The 16,420-nt window shown below is 50.1% G+C and carries 16 protein-coding genes; all 16 read right to left on the bottom strand.

The window, feature by feature from the left end; genetic code table 11:
* Positions 1-95 precede the first annotated feature (95 nt).
* Positions 96-1,271: a multidrug effflux MFS transporter gene (locus MED92_RS05395; RefSeq protein ID WP_007020497.1), complete on the bottom strand. Its 1,176-nt coding sequence runs from the start codon at positions 1,269-1,271 to the stop codon at positions 96-98.
* A 29-nt stretch (positions 1,272-1,300) separates the two neighbouring features.
* Entirely contained in the window at positions 1,301-1,726 is a 426-nt protein-coding gene (locus tag MED92_RS05390; protein WP_007020496.1) for a GlcG/HbpS family heme-binding protein, read from the bottom strand.
* A gap of 84 nt (positions 1,727-1,810) precedes the next feature.
* Positions 1,811-2,662, bottom strand: a complete 852-nt coding sequence (hpaD, locus tag MED92_RS05385) for a 3,4-dihydroxyphenylacetate 2,3-dioxygenase (RefSeq protein ID WP_007020495.1) — start codon at positions 2,660-2,662, stop codon at positions 1,811-1,813.
* Positions 2,663-2,919: 257 nt separating this feature from the next.
* Positions 2,920-3,342 carry a homoprotocatechuate degradation operon regulator HpaR gene (gene hpaR / locus MED92_RS05380; protein ID WP_007020494.1) on the bottom strand — a complete coding sequence of 141 codons (423 nt, stop codon included), beginning with the start codon at positions 3,340-3,342 and terminating at the stop codon, positions 2,920-2,922.
* A gap of 540 nt (positions 3,343-3,882) precedes the next feature.
* Positions 3,883-5,928 carry a phenylacetic acid degradation bifunctional protein PaaZ gene (paaZ, locus tag MED92_RS05370; protein WP_007020492.1) on the bottom strand — a complete coding sequence of 682 codons (2,046 nt, stop codon included), beginning with the start codon at positions 5,926-5,928 and terminating at the stop codon, positions 3,883-3,885.
* Positions 5,929-6,031: 103 nt separating this feature from the next.
* Positions 6,032-7,132 carry a 1,2-phenylacetyl-CoA epoxidase subunit PaaE gene (gene paaE, locus MED92_RS05365; RefSeq protein ID WP_007020491.1) on the bottom strand — a complete coding sequence of 367 codons (1,101 nt, stop codon included), beginning with the start codon at positions 7,130-7,132 and terminating at the stop codon, positions 6,032-6,034.
* A gap of 33 nt (positions 7,133-7,165) precedes the next feature.
* A complete protein-coding gene (paaD, locus tag MED92_RS05360; protein WP_007020490.1) occupies positions 7,166-7,705 on the bottom strand; it encodes a 1,2-phenylacetyl-CoA epoxidase subunit PaaD in 540 nt (179 codons plus the stop codon).
* A 6-nt stretch (positions 7,706-7,711) separates the two neighbouring features.
* The gene (gene paaC, locus MED92_RS05355) at positions 7,712-8,473 is read right to left on the bottom strand and encodes a 1,2-phenylacetyl-CoA epoxidase subunit PaaC (protein WP_007020489.1); all 762 of its coding nucleotides are present in this window, start codon (positions 8,471-8,473) and stop codon (positions 7,712-7,714) included.
* Positions 8,474-8,490: 17 nt separating this feature from the next.
* Complete coding sequence (gene paaB / locus MED92_RS05350) at positions 8,491-8,784, bottom strand: 1,2-phenylacetyl-CoA epoxidase subunit PaaB (protein WP_007020488.1); 294 nt, start codon at positions 8,782-8,784, stop codon at positions 8,491-8,493.
* A 12-nt stretch (positions 8,785-8,796) separates the two neighbouring features.
* Positions 8,797-9,738: a 1,2-phenylacetyl-CoA epoxidase subunit PaaA gene (paaA, locus tag MED92_RS05345; protein WP_007020487.1), complete on the bottom strand. Its 942-nt coding sequence runs from the start codon at positions 9,736-9,738 to the stop codon at positions 8,797-8,799.
* 107 nt (positions 9,739-9,845) lie between these two features.
* Positions 9,846-11,150, bottom strand: coding sequence for a phenylacetate--CoA ligase PaaK (gene paaK, locus MED92_RS05340; protein ID WP_007020486.1), 1,305 nt, complete (start codon positions 11,148-11,150; stop codon positions 9,846-9,848).
* A 91-nt stretch (positions 11,151-11,241) separates the two neighbouring features.
* The gene (gene pcaF / locus MED92_RS05335) at positions 11,242-12,450 is read right to left on the bottom strand and encodes a 3-oxoadipyl-CoA thiolase (RefSeq protein ID WP_007020485.1); all 1,209 of its coding nucleotides are present in this window, start codon (positions 12,448-12,450) and stop codon (positions 11,242-11,244) included.
* A gap of 3 nt (positions 12,451-12,453) precedes the next feature.
* A complete protein-coding gene (gene paaI, locus MED92_RS05330; RefSeq protein WP_007020484.1) occupies positions 12,454-12,939 on the bottom strand; it encodes a hydroxyphenylacetyl-CoA thioesterase PaaI in 486 nt (161 codons plus the stop codon).
* Positions 12,932-14,464, bottom strand: a complete 1,533-nt coding sequence (gene paaH, locus MED92_RS05325) for a 3-hydroxyacyl-CoA dehydrogenase PaaH (protein WP_007020483.1) — start codon at positions 14,462-14,464, stop codon at positions 12,932-12,934. Before paaH ends, paaI begins: the two co-directional genes overlap by 8 nt.
* An 11-nt stretch (positions 14,465-14,475) precedes the next feature.
* Positions 14,476-15,267, bottom strand: coding sequence for a 2-(1,2-epoxy-1,2-dihydrophenyl)acetyl-CoA isomerase PaaG (gene paaG / locus MED92_RS05320; RefSeq protein ID WP_007020482.1), 792 nt, complete (start codon positions 15,265-15,267; stop codon positions 14,476-14,478).
* Positions 15,268-15,269: 2 nt separating this feature from the next.
* A complete protein-coding gene (paaF, locus tag MED92_RS05315; protein ID WP_007020481.1) occupies positions 15,270-16,049 on the bottom strand; it encodes a 2,3-dehydroadipyl-CoA hydratase PaaF in 780 nt (259 codons plus the stop codon).
* Positions 16,050-16,420: the final 371 nt, after the last annotated feature.

The following is a 16,420-nucleotide window of genomic DNA, read 5'->3' as shown; positions in this document are numbered from 1 at the left end:
AACAAAGATAAATGCTGTTCTCTTCTTGAGTGAACAGCATTTCGCATCTAGCGCGGCATTTTTTATTGGAGCTATGGATTTTTAACCATCCAAAACTAGGCGCTTCGGGTCGTGTAGAATGCGACAAATGCCAGAAGAGGGCAGAGTAGAAGCGTGACGATAATCCAAACAGAGCCTGCTGCAAGTATGAAGGGTGTCACTTGTGCAATCACCGCACCTGTTAATAACTGGATAAACCCCATGAGTCCCGAAGCTGTACTTGGTGAACCTTGACTGCAACTAATCCCCGCCGATTGTCCGCTCGGCTGGCTGAAGCCACGGCCAAGGGTAAACAGGGCCATAGGTATAAACAGGGTAAAGTAGTGGAGCCCGAAGCTCAGAATGCATAGCAGCATTGTGACCGCTGCCAGGGTGGAAAGGGAATGACCAAGAATAATCATCCGCTGGATGCCAAGTCGGGCGGAGATCTTTGCAGCGGTAAAGCTGCCCAGCATGAACCCCAGCGAAACTATTAGAAACCAGTTACCGAAGTCCGCTGATGTACCTCCCATCTCACTATCTACGATATAGGGTGCAGAGCCGATAAACAGGTAAAAGGCACAGGCAATGAAGGTCGTAGAGAGTGCATAACCCAGGTAGTTAGGTGCTTTAAGTACCTGCCAATATTGTGATAGTACCCGGGTAATACGCAGACTATCGGTTTTCTCCTTTGCCGTTTCCGGGATCATAAACATAACGATCAACCAGGAAACCGTGCTAAGTAGCAGCGAGAAGTGGAACAGATACTGCCAGCCAAACTGCAGGTTAATATGCCCTCCCAGTGTGGGAGCAATCGCCTGAGATAGGGCGATAGACAAAGTAATGTAGCCGATTTTTCCCGCCGCCTGATCACGGGTGTACCGATCCAGCATAATAGTTCGCGCGAGTACCATGCCCGTACAGCCGCCGAGCGCCTGAAGTACTCTGGCCGCAAGCAGAGAATTTAGGTCATCAGCATATGCACCCAGTAAACAACCGATAAAATGCAAAGCGATACCTGTGAGCAAAATGGGGCGGCGCCCAAACCGATCAGCGAGTGGACCACAGATCAGCTGTCCGATCGCTAACGAGAACAAGTAAAGCGTCAGGCTAAGCTGAACTTCACTGGTGGTGACCCCTAAGTTCTCGGCAACATCGGGCAGTGCGGGTAGCAGAATGTTGAGGGCAATCGGGCTCACCATCGACATGACGGTGAAATAAGCGATTGGGGGTAGCGGCTTGTGCTGATCCATTCTGAACGTAAACTTCCTGCAAGGTTGTACTAGTTGCTGAGCTGAGTAATGGCGGCAATACCCGCTTCAGCACATTCCTGATCCTGTGCTTCGCTGGCTCCAGAAACACCGATAGCGCCAACAATCACACCTTCATGTTTTATCGGCAGACCGCCGCCAAACATCACGACGCCTTCCTGAACATTTAAGCCGGCTAGCAGGTGGGGCTTTGTCGCCAGGCGTTCCTGCCAAAGATGCGTACCAAAGCCGAAGCTCACCGCAGTATAAGCTTTGCCGCGAGCGATCTCTGTTGAAGGCATGGGAGCATTGTTAATGCGCTGCATTGCCAGCGGGTTGCCGTGGCGGTCCAATACCCAGGTGCAGATACGCAGATTATTATCTGCAGCATATTGGCAGGCCGCTTTAGCGATTGAGTTAGCGGTTTCCCAGCCGAGTGAACTGTCATTTACCAGCATGTTCTGCCTATCCTTTGTAGAAAATAAAAGGGCGCCAGATTGGAAGGCGCCCTTTGGTTCGACTTTAACTTTTACAGCGAGTGCTTACAGGCTGAATACTACGTTGACTTGGCCTGTACCTGAGCTTGGGAAGTATTCACCAATGATCTCGCCTTTACCCTGGTATTGATCCCAACCCAGTGCACCAAACAGCATAGCAGTATCGTGCATACCACCTTCACCTGAACAGCACTCAGAGTAGTCTGGTAGCATTTTCAGGAAAGTATCGATTTCACCCTGCTGCCATAGGTCCAGAACGCGCAGGTCTACCTGACGGTTGAACTCTTTGGAGATCGTGAACGTACCATTGTTAGCTTCGTAATCATCGTTGTCCCAGATGCGGTGAGACAGGGAACCGGAAGCCAGTAACATTACTTTGCTATCGCTAGCTTCGATCGCTTCACGAATCGCTTCACCCAGCTTACGAGAAGATTCGATGCTGTGAACTGTACACCAACCCGCAACAGAAACGACTTTCAGATCACCTTCCGGGTTCATGTAACGCATAGGTACCAGCGTACCGTATTCCAGAGACAGGGTTTCAACCTGGTGAGACAGTGTGAAAACGCCTTTCTCAGTCGCTTTTTCAGCGATCAGATCACCCAAAGCAGGGTTACCTGAGTACTCGTATTCCATGTTCTGGATGAAATGCGGAAACTCGTGGCTAGTGAAAGAGCCTTTGAAGTGTGCATTAGAGTTTACATGATAGCCCGCGTTAACCAGCCAGTGTGTATCAATAACAACAACAGTATCTGCACCAGCTTCGCGTGCGCGGCGCGCAATCTCTTTATGTCCGTCGATAGCCTGCTGACGGCAGCCTTCTAGCTTACCAGGCTGTTCAGAAAGCAGCATGGTTGGGACATGAGTTACTTTAGCAGCGAGAACAATCTCTCCCATCGTAAACCTCTCAACTTTTATTTTTCTAACAGCAGCGCTCTTTGGGGGACAGTCAAAGAGATGCTGATTAGTTAGTGAATTAACTTAATATGTTAATTATATTTCAACTAAAGATAGTTGTCATGTTATCTATTGTCAATGGGCTAACTATTTATATTGATTGAGATCAGCCTTGGCGAGACTAAAAAGAGCTGAGTAGCTGGAAGGGATTGTAGCCGCTATCTGTCTGGAGACAGCGGCTAGCTTTAAAGCTTGTTTTAAGGCTCTAGTTCGGAAAGCTCTTTGAGCATCTCCATAAGCATTTTCAGTTTTTTCTCATCATAGCGATCAGTAAAAGTCTTATAACGCGCTTCAACTTCAGGGCTGAGCTTCTGGAACAACTCGTTGGCCTGATCGGTCAGGCTGATAATAGTGCGGCGTTGGTCCTCTTCAGACTTACGGCGTTGTACATAGCCCTGTTGTTCCAGGCGTTTCAGAATACCAGTAAGGCTTGGGCTTAGCAGGCAGCAACGATTAGCCAGCTCTTTCGACTCCATTTCTTTATACGCATAGAGCGCACGTAGTACACGCCACTGCTGTTCTGTCAGGGAATTTTCATGGAGTAAAGGACGGAAGAACAACATGGTTGCTTCGCGTGCTTTTAGCAATTGTAGTGGCAGAGAGTCTTCAAACTTACGCATATTCTTTATCTTTATTGGAACGTAGCGGATATTCTCCCGGCTTCATTAGTGATCTGCAAGCCTTGGGCATGTAATTCCACCTAATGAATAGGGCTAAACTAGTCAGGAACCTGCGAACAAGTCCTATGCGACTCAGGCTTACAGAGCAAATGAAGCGCGCGGCAATAATTACAGTCATGCTGGTTGCCTGGCGAAAATTATTAACAAAGCGATTCACTTGCTCTGCAAGCCCCGCAGGGTGGGCTGTATAACGGCTATCTGCTTTGTCAGTCAGTTTGAAAAGGTCTAGACATTCCACTGCACTGACTTTCGCGCACATAGCCGTTCTATAGTCCACTGAGAAAGCATGAGACTTATTCGCAGATTCCTTAATATATTACTAATATCTAGTGTCGAATATAGCAGTTCGGTAGGGAAAAGGAATGACTTAAGGCGATCTTTGCACATTTAGACGGGCAAAATGCAAAAAAAAGCCCCGACATAGTCAGGGCTTAAGGTAGAGAGAAGAGATAAGGGCATAGGGACCCTTAAAAAAAGGACCTAGTCTTCTCTGCGCACAACCATGGTCAGGATGTTGTATACCGCTACAGGGGTATTATCCTGATTGATCACTTCAACATCCCAAACGATTACGCCATTAGGCTCATCTTCAGGGTTGCGACGATCTTTCTTGATCTTACGCTTACAGGTCAGGCGTACCTGAATAGTGTCGCCGATACCCACTGGCTCGATGAAACGCAGGTTTTCCAGACCGTAGTTCAGCTGAACCGGACCTGGAGAAGGTTCTACGAACATACCCGCAGCCGCCGATAGAACGAAATAACCGTGAGCTACTCGCTTACCGAACAGAGAATCTTTGGCAGCAATCTCATCAAAGTGAGCGTAGAAGTGATCACCGGACAGGCAACCGAAGTTGACGATATCTGCTTCTGTCACTGTACGACGATGTGTGATCAGTGTTTCACCGATCTGTACATCTTCAAAGTACTTACGGAACGGATGCACATCATCTTTAATCTGTTCAGAACCTGGGTTGAACTCGTTAGTGATTGCAGTCAGCGTTGTTGGGTTACCCTGAATTGCTGTACGTTGCATGTAATGCTTAACGGCACGCAGTCCACCCAGCTCTTCACCACCACCGGCACGACCTGGACCACCGTGTACCAATGTTGGTAGCGGGGAGCCGTGGCCTGTAGATTCTTTAGCACAAGCTTCGTTCAGGATATGCAGACGACCGTGGTAAGAGGCGCAACCCAATACCAGCTCACGTGCTTCCAGGTTGTCAGCGGTTACGATAGAACCCGCCAGCGAACCTTTACCCAGCTTAGCGATCGCGATCGCCTGATCGATATCGTCGTAGGCCATCAGGGTAGAAACAGGACCAAAGGCTTCAACACCATGGGGTACGTCTGTTTCCATCGGCTTGTCAGAGTACAGCAGTGTTGTTGGGAAGAATGCACCTGTTTCCAGGTTACCACCCACAATCTCAAAATCTTCGCTGCCACCGTGAACCAGTTCACAGCTCTGTTTCAGCTGTTCCACTTTGTCCCATACGTCTGCTACCTGGCTACGACCTACCAGAGCACCCATGCGAACACCTTCCACAGAAGGGTCACCTATCACGGTTTTGCTCAGGCGAGCTTTCAGAGCTTCAGTCACCGCATCAACACGGTTACGTGGGATAATGGCACGACGAATGGCAGTACACTTCTGACCGGCTTTAACGGTCATCTCGCGCGCGACTTCTTTCACGTACAGGTCAAACTCAGGAGAACCTGGCTCAACCGTTGCACCCAGAATCGCACAGTTCAGCGAGTCGGCTTCCATAGTGAATGGAATTGAGTTTGCAACGATGTTTGGATGCGTACGAAGTTTCTGGCCCGTTGATGCAGAACCTGTGAAAGTCACAACATCCTGCTCGTTTAGCAGATCAAGCAAGTTGCCAACGCCACCACAGATCAACTGGATAGAACCTTCTGGCAGAATGCCAGATGCGATGATCTCTTTAACCATCACTTCTGTCAGGTATGAAGAGGCTGTTGCGGGTTTAACGATAACCGGCATACCCGCAGCCAGGCTTGGAGCGATCTTCTCAAGCATACCCCAGCAAGGGAAGTTGAATGCGTTGATATGAACCGCTACACCTTCTTTTGGTGTCAGGATATGACGACCAATAAAGGTACCTTCACGGGACAGAATCTGTGCGTCATCTTCAACCAAGAACGTTTCGTTTGGTAGTTCACGACGAACCAGGCTGGAGTAGGTGAACATGGTGCTTACGCCACCTTCAATATCGATCCAGCTATCCGCACGTGTTGCACCTGTCCAGGCAGATACGCGGTAGAAATCTTCTTTCTTCTCCATCAGGTGCTTACCCAATGCTTTCAAAGCATTAGCACGCTCATGGAATGTCATTTTACGCAGGGCAGGGCCGCCTTTTTCACGAGCGAAACGAACCGCATCGTTAAAGTCGACACCTGTAGAGCTAACAGTACAGACAGATTCGCCGTTAATCGCGTTAAATACTTCAGTACCTGCGTCAGTACCTTCGACCCACTGGCCGTTGATATAACTTTGTAGTTTCATCAGGTTGATAACCTCAAATGATTCTTTTTAATCGCGACAGAAACAAGCGATTAAAGCTCAGGATCAGAGAAAGATCCGGGCAGTTTAACTGCCCGGAAACACGTTATGAGCGTGCGTCGAAGTCCAGAACAACTTCGTCAGAGATTGGGTGTGCCTGACAGCTCAGAACATAACCTGCGTCAATCTCGTGCTGCTCAAGGCCGTGGGAGATATCCATGTCCACTTCACCTTTAACCAGCTTACACTTACAAGTAGAGCAAACGCCGCCTTTACAGGAGTAAGGCAGGTCCATGCCGTTCTCGATACCTGCATCCAGAATGTTCTCACCCACAGTTGCCAGGTCGAACATAACTGAACGGCCATCAGCCATGACGGTAACTTTAGACATCTTCTCTTCGCCGAACTGCTCTTTACGTGCAGCGGCTTTTTCCAGCATCGCTTTAGAGTCAGTCGCAGAGCTTGCAAACAGCTCGTAGTGGATGTGCTCATCAGTCAGGCCTTCCATACGGAAACCACGAGAGACTTCAGACATCATCGCTTCAGGACCACAGATAAATGCTTCATCAACTTCTTTGATGTTGATCAGGCCGGATTTCTGCAGCGCGTAACCTTTTGCGTTATCGATACGACCGTTCAGTAAGTCAGCACCCTGGTCTTCATAGTCCATGATGTTGATCCACTGGAAACGATCCAGGTAACGGTTCTTAACGAAGTTCAGTTCGTCTTTGAACATAACGGTGTTGCTACGACGGTTACCGTAAATCAGGGTCACTTTAGACTCAGGCTCTGTGGACAGAACAGTCTTCATGATCGAGATCATTGGTGTGATACCAGAACCTGCAGCGATGCACATGTAGTTCTTTTTCTGATCTGCTTTCACTTCAGTGAAGAAGCTACCCTGAGGAGGCATTACTTCAACGCTCATACCCGGCTTGAAGTTATCGTTCGCGTAGTTAGAGAACTTACCGTCTTTAACGCGCTTGATACCCACACGCATGTGGCCATCGTTAACGCCAGAGCAGATAGAGTAAGAACGACGGACATCTTCGCCATCGATCTCAGCACGCAGGGTCAGGAACTGACCCTGAATGAAGTTAAACTTGTCTTGCAGTTCAGCAGGAACTGCAAAGCTAACCGCGATTGCCGTATCCGTTTCCGGCTGCACTTCAGCGATTTTTAGCGTGTAGAAATTGGTGTCAGACATTGCTTCACCTTTATCTTAAAACCCAGGTTGAACCTAGATTTTCTTAAAATAGTCAAATGGTTCGTTACAGTCGTTACACTGAAACAGTGCTTTACAGGCTGTAGAGCCAAACTCACTTACCCGGCGTGTATTTCGGGAACTACAGTGTGGACACTGCGCGTGGGCATCCGGTGTCAGACCGTCTTCATCAAGATCTGCGTCTTCTGGTGGCGCAATGCCATAGTTACGCAGTTTGCGACGGCCCTCAGGGGACATCCATTCTGAACTCCAGGCAGGCGACAGTGAGGTTTTCACCTTCACATCAGCGTAACCAGCATCATTCAATACCTGAGTGACGTCTGTGCTGATGTTGTCCATCGCCGGACAACCGGAGTAGGTCGGCGTGATGGTGACAATCACGCTGTCACCTTCACGTTCGATATCACGCAGAATCCCCAGATCCCAAATCGTCAGCACCGGTACTTCGGGGTCTTTAACTTCGTCGAGCAGATCCCATAGTTCCTTTACGTCTTCAGCGTTGCGTTGCTGCAGGCGCTGGTACTGCTCTTCCGGCATCAGTGAGATTTCATTCATGTCGGCTTACCACTTACAACCTGGGTTAGAGCGGTGCACGATCTGCATCTCAGTCAGCATGTGACCCAGATTCTCTGTGTGGTAACCGGTACGGCCGCCACGAACAGCCCAGCTATCTTCCGGTACTGTGATCGTTGCTTCAGTCAGGATGTCCGTTACCATTTTCAGCCATGCATCACGCAGCTTGGAAACGTCAACGCCGATACCTTCGTCAGCCAGTAGCTGCTCCGTTTCGTCCATATCGAACATTTCGTGCGTGTAGCCCCACAGCTGGTCGACAGCTTTCTGAGTGCGCTTGTGGCTCTCTTCAGTACCGTCACCCAGACGCAGAACCCAGTCACGGCTGCGGCGCAGGTGGTATTTAGTTTCTTTGATCGCTTTTGCCGCAATAGCAGATAGTGTTTCGTCTTTAGACTGCAGCAATTCTGGTAGTAGAACTGTGTAGTAAACGTCTGCGAATAGCTGGCGAACCTGAGAGTATGCGAAGTCGCCTTTTGGCATCTCCATCAACAGCAGGTTGCGGTATTCACGATCGTTACGCATAAATGCGAAATCGTCTTCGTCACGACCATCAGCAGCCAGTTCAGCAGCGTATGTGTAGAACATACGAGCACGACCGATGTAGTCCAAAGATACGTTACCGTATGCGATGTCTTCTTCCAGGAAAGGACCGTAGCTTACCCACTCAGAGATGCGGTGACCCAGAACAACAGAGTCATCACCCAGGCGGGTTGCGTATTCAAGCGTTGCAGCTTTGATATCACTCATTCTTTAATCCCCACCAATTACATGTTGTTTACTGGGTCAGGAAGAACGTAGTAAGTCGCGTGACGGTATGGTTTGTCATCGCTTGGATCGTAGAAGCAATCCGCATCGTCTTCCTGAGAAGCACAGATGTCAGAAGATTTAACAACCCAGATACTTACGCCTTCGCTACGACGGGTGTAGCAATCACGTGCGTATTCCAGCGCCTGTTCGTGATCTTCCGCGTGCAGGGAGCCTACGTGTTTGTGGTCCAGACCACGCTTGGAACGTACAAATACTTCAAACAGTTCCAGTTTTTCAGTGATGTTAGTCATTTCAGTTTCCCCTTACGCAGCGTTCTGTGCTTTTTTAGCTCGTTTCTTCTCGTTGTACGCGGAGATAGCGTCGCGTACCCATTCGCCTTCATCGTGAGCAGCAACGTGGTGCTCGATGCGCTGGCGGTTGCAGTGGCCGTTACCGTTGATCACGCTCCAGAACTCGTCCCAGTTCAGATCGCTGCTGTCATAGTGACCACGTTCTTCGTTCCACTTGATCGCTTTGTCCGGGTGCTCAAGACCCAGTACTTCAATCTGCTTAACCGTCTGGTCAACAAACTTCTGACGCAGATCGTCATTCGTTTCACGCTTGATCTTCCACTGCATAGACTTCTGAGAGTGTGCAGATTCAGAATCGTGAGGACCAAACATCATCAGTGCAGGCCAGTAGAAACGGTCCAGAGCGTCCTGAGCCATTGCCTTCTGATCTGGAGAACCTTTAGCCAAAGCCAGGATCGCTTCATAACCCTGACGCTGGTGGAAGGATTCTTCCTTACAAATACGGATCATGCCACGGGAATAGGGGCCGTAAGAGGTACGCTGCAGAGATACCTGGTTTACGATCGCTGCACCGTCTACCAACCAACCGATTGCGCCTACGTCGGCCCATGTTAGTGTTGGGTAGTTGAAGATAGAAGAGTACTTGGCTTTACCTGTCTGTAGCTGTTCAATCATCTCGGAACGAGAGATGCCCAGCGTTTCACAAGCAGAGTACAGGTACAGACCGTGGCCCGCTTCATCCTGTACTTTAGACAGCAGTACCGCTTTACGACGCAGAGATGGCGCACGAGTGATCCAGTTACCTTCAGGCTGCATACCAATTACTTCAGAGTGAGCATGCTGCGAGATCTGACGGATCAGGTTCTTGCGGTAGTCATCTGGCATCCAGTCTTTTGGCTCGATCTTCTCTTCAGCTTCGATCTTTGCCCAGAATTGTTCTTCTTGAGGGGTCATTGTTTTGCCTCCACAAATTGGGTTTGCAGGTCCTGCACTATCGGCAGGGCTGCAGAGCTCTATGTAGGGATGCCGGATACCCGGCATCCTGTATTTTTATTAACTGCTTACTTCGGACGGTTATCGAAAACGCGCTTCGCTTTACCTTCAGAACGTGGCAGCGCACCAACAGGTACAACGTCAATCTTGGTGCTGATACCAACAACAGATTTAATGTGGTGCTGAAGTTCTTTAACAACAGGATCCTGAGCGGTGTTCTGCGCTTCAGGTGTCAGTTCAACTTTCACCTGTACTTTGTCCAGGTTGCCGTCTTTAGTGACGATGATCTCGTAGTGAGGTGCCAGCGCTGGGATCTTCAGAATCTGTTCTTCGATCTGCGTTGGGAATACGTTTACACCACGGATGATCAACATGTCGTCAGAACGACCAGTGATCTTGTCGATACGGCGCATCGGACGTGCAGTACCTGGCAACAGACGAGTCAGGTCGCGAGTACGGTAACGGATAACCGGCAGGGCTTCTTTCGTCAGAGACGTGAATACCAACTCACCGTATTCGCCATCTGGCAGTACTTCGCCTGTGTTTGGATCGATAATCTCTGGGTAGAAGTGATCTTCCCAGATAGTTGGGCCATCTTTGGTTTCAGCACATTCCTGCGCGACACCAGGGCCCATAACTTCAGACAGGCCGTAGATATCAACTGCATCGATGCCCAGACGACCTTCGATGTTTTTACGCATCTCAGCAGTCCATGGTTCAGCACCGAAGATACCGATACGCAGCGCCATCTCCTGTGGGTCCAGACCCTGACGCTCCATCTCATCCATCAGGTTCAGCATGTAGGATGGCGTTACCATGATGATGTCCGGATCGAAATCGCGCATCAGCTGAACCTGCTTCTCTGTCTGGCCGCCAGACATCGGAATAACAGCACAGCCCAGACGCTCAGCACCGTAGTGCGCGCCCATACCGCCAGTGAACAGACCGTAACCGTAAGATACGTGTACCTTATCAGTGCTGCGGCCGCCCGCTGCACGGATAGAACGGGCAACAACATCAGACCAAACGTTGATGTCGTGCTGTGTGTAACCTACAACCGTTGGCTGACCTGTCGTACCTGAAGATGCGTGGATACGTACAACATCGCTCATTGGAACAGCGAACGAGTTGAACGGGTAAGCATCACGCAGGTACTGCTTAGTAGTGAACGGGAACAGTGCCAGGTCTTCCAGAGTTTTAAGATCAGATGGGTGAACGCCTTTCTCATCACACAGTTGACGGTAAGCCATTACATTGTTGTAAGCGTGCTTGATACTGAACTTCATGCGGCTCAGCTGCAGCGCACGAATTTCATCAATACTGGCTGTTTCGATCGGATCGAGTGCGTTTGGATCCACTTTGATATTCATCATAATCCTGTCCTGTTGTTTACTCTGTCGTTTATGAACACGCCTTCTATTGGGCGTTATTCACAGGAAGGCCGAAGCCTTCCCATTGGCACGTTTAAACGCGCTCGATAATAATTGCGATACCCTGACCGACACCGATACACATTGTGCACAGCGCGTAGCGACCACCGGTACGGTGTAGCTGGTACATAGCTGTAGTCACCAGACGTGCACCGCTGGCACCCAGTGGGTGACCCAGAGAGATCGCGCCGCCATTCGGGTTTACGTGGGCAGCATCATCTGGAAGACCCAGATCACGCATGACCGCCAGACCCTGAGATGCGAATGCTTCGTTCAGTTCGATCACATCCATCTGGTCCAGTGTCAGGCCGGTTTTTTCCAGAACTTTCTTAGTGGCTGGCGCAGGGCCAAAGCCCATGATGCGAGGCTCAAGGCCCGCTGTTGCCATGCCAACGATACGTGCTTTAGGTGTCAGACCATTCTTCTCTGCCGCCTCTTTAGACGCGATCAGCAGAGCACAAGCACCATCGTTTACACCAGAAGCGTTACCTGCAGTTACAGAACCGCCTTCACGGAAAGGTGCTTTCAGCTTAGCCAGACCTTCCAGAGTAGTAGAAGCACGCGGGTGCTCATCGGTATCTACAACAACGTCGTCGCCTTTACGCTGTGGAATCACAACCGGAACGATCTCTTCTTTAAAGACGCCTGCTTCCATCGCAGCCGCAGTTTTCTGCTGGCTGCGGAATGCGAACAGGTCCTGGTCTTCACGGGAGATGTTGAAATCTTCTGCGACGTTCTCAGCCGTTTCAGGCATTGAATCAACGCCGAACTCTGCTTTCATCTTCTTGTTGATGAAACGCCAGCCGATTGTCGTATCGAACAGACCGTTTGGATTACGGCTGAATGCAGATTCAGCTTTACCCATAACGAAAGGCGCACGTGACATAGATTCACAACCACCGGCGATCATCAGATCGGTTTCGCCTGCTTTGATTGCACGTGCAGCCATGCCGATCGCATCGATACCAGAACCACACAGACGGTTAACCGTAGTACCCGGTACAGAGGTTGGCAGGCCTGCCAGCAAAGAAGACATACGTGCAACGTTACGGTTATCTTCACCTGCCTGGTTAGCATTACCGTAGATCACGTCTTCAACGCTTGCCCAGTCAACCTGAGGGTTACGTTCCATCAGTGCTTTCAGTGGGATCGCGCCCAGATCGTCCGGACGTACAGGGGCTAAACCACCACCGTAACGGCCGAAGGGTGTGCGGATCGCATCACAGATATATGCATCGGTCATAAGTTATTTTCCTTCCGGTAGTTCGGTGCCTGGAATAACGACACCACGGATTCGATGAGAACGACCGCGGAACAGTGCGATCAGTTCACCTTTCTGGTTTTCAACACGTACGTCATATACACCGGTACGTCCGCGTTGATGAGATTTGCTTGCTTTGGCTACCAGCAGGTCACCTTTGTGACCCGGGCTGATGTAGTCAATGGTCACGCCAGCGGCAACAGTCGGGTGGTTCTCTGTGTTGCAAGAGAATGCAAAAGCACTGTCTGCCAGTGAGAAGATCATGCCGCCGTGACAAGTATCATGACCGTTGGTCATCCAATCCTGTACCGGCATAGTCAGCTCTGCGTAGCCTGGTGCAACCTTGATGATCTCCATCTTCAGCTCGCGGGTCAGCGGATCGTCTGCCAGCAAGGCATCGCGACAGGCTTCAGCCAGCTGCTGCGGATCATTAAGGTCATATTTTTCTGCGTAGTTGATCTGCTCAGCCATGGAACGTTGCTCCAGCGAAGAACTTACGGCGTAGCAGGGCAGAAGGGCGGTAACGATCTTCACCGTAGCACTGCTGCAGATTGCTCAGGGTATTGAAAACATGAGCAACACCGATTGCATCTGCCCAGGCCAGAGGGCCCTGTGGATAGTTCACACCACCACGCATCGCAACATCCGCATCTGCTGCAGTACAAACACCCTGATTAACCGCATCAGAGGCTTCGTTTGCCAGCATCGCTACGGTACGCATAACTACCAGGCCTGGAATATCGTCGATCACGCTCAGGTTGATATCCAGCGCATTGAACAGGCCGATAACGTCTTGCTTAGCTGCTTCACTGCACTGATCAGCGAAAGATACTGCCAGTGCGGTTGCAGCGTTGTAGTCCAACGCCAGATCGAATAGCGCCGTGTCCGGGTTACCTGTTGCAGCTACTTCAGTCGCGAAGCGGCCGTCGGTCAGGCATAGGCGTGCAGCGCCAACTTTGATGTAAGATTCAGTATCAGACGCCTGTTTTTCAACGTTCAGGCCTTTAGCTTCCATACGCTCAACCAAGGCATTAGCCACACCCTGATCGCCCACAACCTGTACCTGAGCAGGTGCGTTACCACCGGTGGTGATAGCAGCCGCTGGTTTTTCAGCGCCTTCTGCGTAATCGTAGAATCCGTGACCGCTCTTACGGCCCAAACGGCCACACTCAACCAGTGCTTTCTGGGTGAGTGATGGTAGGAAGCGTGGATCCTGATAGTAAGCATCGAATACGGAGCAGGTTACTGCATAGTTAACATCGTGGCCGATCAGATCCATCAGTTCAAATGGACCCATACGGAAGTTACCCGCACCTTTAATCACCTGATCCAGGGTTGCCAGATCCGCGCCACCTTCTTCAAAAATACGCAGTGATTCAGCATAGAAAGGACGTGCCACACGGTTAACGATAAAGCCCGGCGTTGATTTGGTGTATACCGCCTGCTTGCCCCATGCTGTTGCCGTAGCATGAGTCTGATCGGCTACCGCCTGAGACGTCGCCAGACCGGATACGATCTCAACCAGCTTCATCACAGGAGCCGGGTTGAAGAAGTGCATACCTACCAGACGTTCCGGGTTGCTCATCTCAGCGCCCAACGCGGTAACAGAGATAGACGACGTATTCGTTGCAAGAATCGCATCAGTCGCACAAGTGGCTTCAAGGTTAGCCAGCAGGCCACGCTTGATGCCCAGATCTTCAATGATCGCTTCAATCACTAGTTTGGAATCAGCCAGAGCTTCGATCTCAGTTGCTGGCGAGATGTTTGCAAGCAATGCGTCCAGGGCTTCCTGGGTCATCTTGCCACGGGAAACCTGACGTTCCAGACCCGATTTGATGTGGTTAATACCACGCTCAATCGCTTCCGGGTTCATATCAAACAGAATAACCGGGTGGCCATAAGCGGCTGCAACCTGCGCAATACCTGCACCCATTGTGCCGGCACCGATGACTGCAATCTGAGCGCTTTTATCCAGAGGAGAAACAGTGTTAGTCATAGAACGCTCGCTTATTTGCCTTTAAATTCTGGTGCACGTTTTTCCATGAATGCTGCTACGCCTTCACGGTAGTCATCAGTACGGCCCGCCAGACGCTGAAGGTCACGTTCCAGATCAAGCTGCTCATCCAGCGTGTTTGTGTTGGCTGCGTTCACTGCGCGCAGAGTCAGGTCGAAACCTTTCGTTGGCTGTTTAGCCAGTTTCTTCGCCATGCCCATGACTTCATCCATCAGTGCTTCATCATCAACGCACTTCCAGATCATGCCCCACTCTTCAGCCTGCTCAGCAGATACTTTGTCGCTCAGCAGCATCAGTGCTTTAGCGCGTGCAGTACCGACCAGACGTGGCAGCGTCCAGGTACCACCAGAATCAGGTACCAGACCAATCTTGCTGAAGCCCTGGATAAAGCTTGCAGAGCGTCCTGCAACAACGATGTCACACACCAGTGCCAGGTTAGCGCCGGCACCTGCTGCTACGCCGTTAACAGCACAGATAACTGGCATTGGCAGATCACGTAGTGTGCGTACCAATGGGTTATAGTTCTTTTCTACAGACAGACCCAGATCTGGCATCTCTGCATCAGCTGCAACGTTACGGTCGCTTAGATCCTGGCCAGCGCAAAAACCACGGCCGTTACCGGTTAGTACCAGACAGCGTACGCTTTCATCTTTCTTAATGGCTTTGATTGCCTGGCGCATCTCTTCGTGCATGTCAGCGTTAAAGCTGTTCAGACGATCGGGACGGTTCAGGGCAAGCAGTGCTACCCCATCTTCAATTGATAGGCTTACAGTTTCGAAATTCATGCTTAGCATCCTTTGAAAGCGGGTTTGCGTTTTTCGATAAAAGCGTTGATACCTTCGTTACGGTCTTCAGTAGCAGCCAGCAGCGTAAATGCCTTACGCTCATAGAGCAGGCCAGAAGCCAGATCAGTATCAAAAGCTTTAAGTACGGAATCTTTTGCCATCTCCACCGCGATCGGTGCGTGGCGAGCAATCTGTTGTGCAACTTTCTGAGCGCGTTCAACAGTTGTTTCAGGAATAGTGATTTCAGAGATCAGACCGAAGCCCATCGCCTGTTGGGCTGAGATAGGCTCGCCGGTTAGCACCATCTGCATCGCCATCGACTTACCAACAGCGCGAAGCAAGCGCTGAGTGCCGCCGGCACCTGGCATGATGCCTAGTTTGATTTCAGGCTGACCAAATTTGGCTTCTTCACCCGCGATGATAATGTCTGCGTGCATCGCCAGTTCACAGCCGCCGCCCAGGCAGAAGCCGTTAACGGCAGCAATCAATGGCTTTTTAAAAGCGGTAATTCGTTTCCAATGATCAACACGTGGGTCGCGTAGTACGCCAACGGCATCCAGGGTCGCCATCTCACGAACATCAGCGCCGGCTGCAAATGCTTTGCTGGAACCGGTAATAACCACAGCACCCACTTCCGGGTTGCTCTGGATCTCATCAAGAAGGTCTGCCAGTTCTTCCAGCAGTTTCGTATTCAGTGCATTTAATGCTTCAGGGCGGTGCAGGGTAATAGTTAACACACCCTTAGTAGGTTCACTCACCTTAAGGTTTGTTGGAGTGCTCATGCATTGTCCTGTCAATTGCTTAATATGTTAACGAGTACTTTCTCTTAGCACGGAGTACTCTTCATTGGCCTTGATGCTACTGAAGACTGATTTCCGGAAATGCAGTAGCAAACATTGATGCCGATCAATATTCTAATTAAATGCAAAGTGATCCATTTTGTCAAACCTGTATTGCATTTTTTGTGTCACTTTTGGTTTTTGTGGTTAATTGGTTTGTTATGGGTTAACTTGCTGATCTGTATAGGTTTTTGTTGTATTTGCTTGGGTTGCTATGGGAAGGGGCTGTAGGTTTTTGTACTGACTCATTGGTCTAATCATGTATTGATTATGTCAATTATTGATGGTGAGTGTCATGCGTTTAACTTGTTGAT

This window comes from Neptuniibacter caesariensis (assembly GCF_000153345.1).
GTDB classification, from domain to species: domain Bacteria; phylum Pseudomonadota; class Gammaproteobacteria; order Pseudomonadales; family Balneatricaceae; genus Neptuniibacter; species Neptuniibacter caesariensis.
Note: the sequence above shows the minus strand (reverse complement) of the source record. Positions and strands in the feature narration are given on the sequence as shown.

What these genes read in the sequence shown, in the direction of transcription:
- MED92_RS05395 (WP_007020497.1), bottom strand. Translation starts at nt 1,271, where the DNA reads ATGGATCAGCACAAGCCGCTACCCCCAATCGCTTATTTCACCGTCATG.
- MED92_RS05390 (WP_007020496.1), bottom strand. Translation starts at nt 1,726, where the DNA reads ATGCTGGTAAATGACAGTTCACTCGGCTGGGAAACCGCTAACTCAATC.
- hpaD (WP_007020495.1), bottom strand. Translation starts at nt 2,662, where the DNA reads ATGGGAGAGATTGTTCTCGCTGCTAAAGTAACTCATGTCCCAACCATG.
- hpaR (WP_007020494.1), bottom strand. Translation starts at nt 3,342, where the DNA reads ATGCGTAAGTTTGAAGACTCTCTGCCACTACAATTGCTAAAAGCACGC.
- paaZ (WP_007020492.1), bottom strand. Translation starts at nt 5,928, where the DNA reads ATGAAACTACAAAGTTATATCAACGGCCAGTGGGTCGAAGGTACTGAC.
- paaE (WP_007020491.1), bottom strand. Translation starts at nt 7,132, where the DNA reads ATGTCTGACACCAATTTCTACACGCTAAAAATCGCTGAAGTGCAGCCG.
- paaD (WP_007020490.1), bottom strand. Translation starts at nt 7,705, where the DNA reads ATGAATGAAATCTCACTGATGCCGGAAGAGCAGTACCAGCGCCTGCAG.
- paaC (WP_007020489.1), bottom strand. Translation starts at nt 8,473, where the DNA reads ATGAGTGATATCAAAGCTGCAACGCTTGAATACGCAACCCGCCTGGGT.
- paaB (WP_007020488.1), bottom strand. Translation starts at nt 8,784, where the DNA reads ATGACTAACATCACTGAAAAACTGGAACTGTTTGAAGTATTTGTACGT.
- paaA (WP_007020487.1), bottom strand. Translation starts at nt 9,738, where the DNA reads ATGACCCCTCAAGAAGAACAATTCTGGGCAAAGATCGAAGCTGAAGAG.
- paaK (WP_007020486.1), bottom strand. Translation starts at nt 11,150, where the DNA reads ATGATGAATATCAAAGTGGATCCAAACGCACTCGATCCGATCGAAACA.
- pcaF (WP_007020485.1), bottom strand. Translation starts at nt 12,450, where the DNA reads ATGACCGATGCATATATCTGTGATGCGATCCGCACACCCTTCGGCCGT.
- paaI (WP_007020484.1), bottom strand. Translation starts at nt 12,939, where the DNA reads ATGGCTGAGCAGATCAACTACGCAGAAAAATATGACCTTAATGATCCG.
- paaH (WP_007020483.1), bottom strand. Translation starts at nt 14,464, where the DNA reads ATGACTAACACTGTTTCTCCTCTGGATAAAAGCGCTCAGATTGCAGTC.
- paaG (WP_007020482.1), bottom strand. Translation starts at nt 15,267, where the DNA reads ATGAATTTCGAAACTGTAAGCCTATCAATTGAAGATGGGGTAGCACTG.
- paaF (WP_007020481.1), bottom strand. Translation starts at nt 16,049, where the DNA reads ATGAGCACTCCAACAAACCTTAAGGTGAGTGAACCTACTAAGGGTGTG.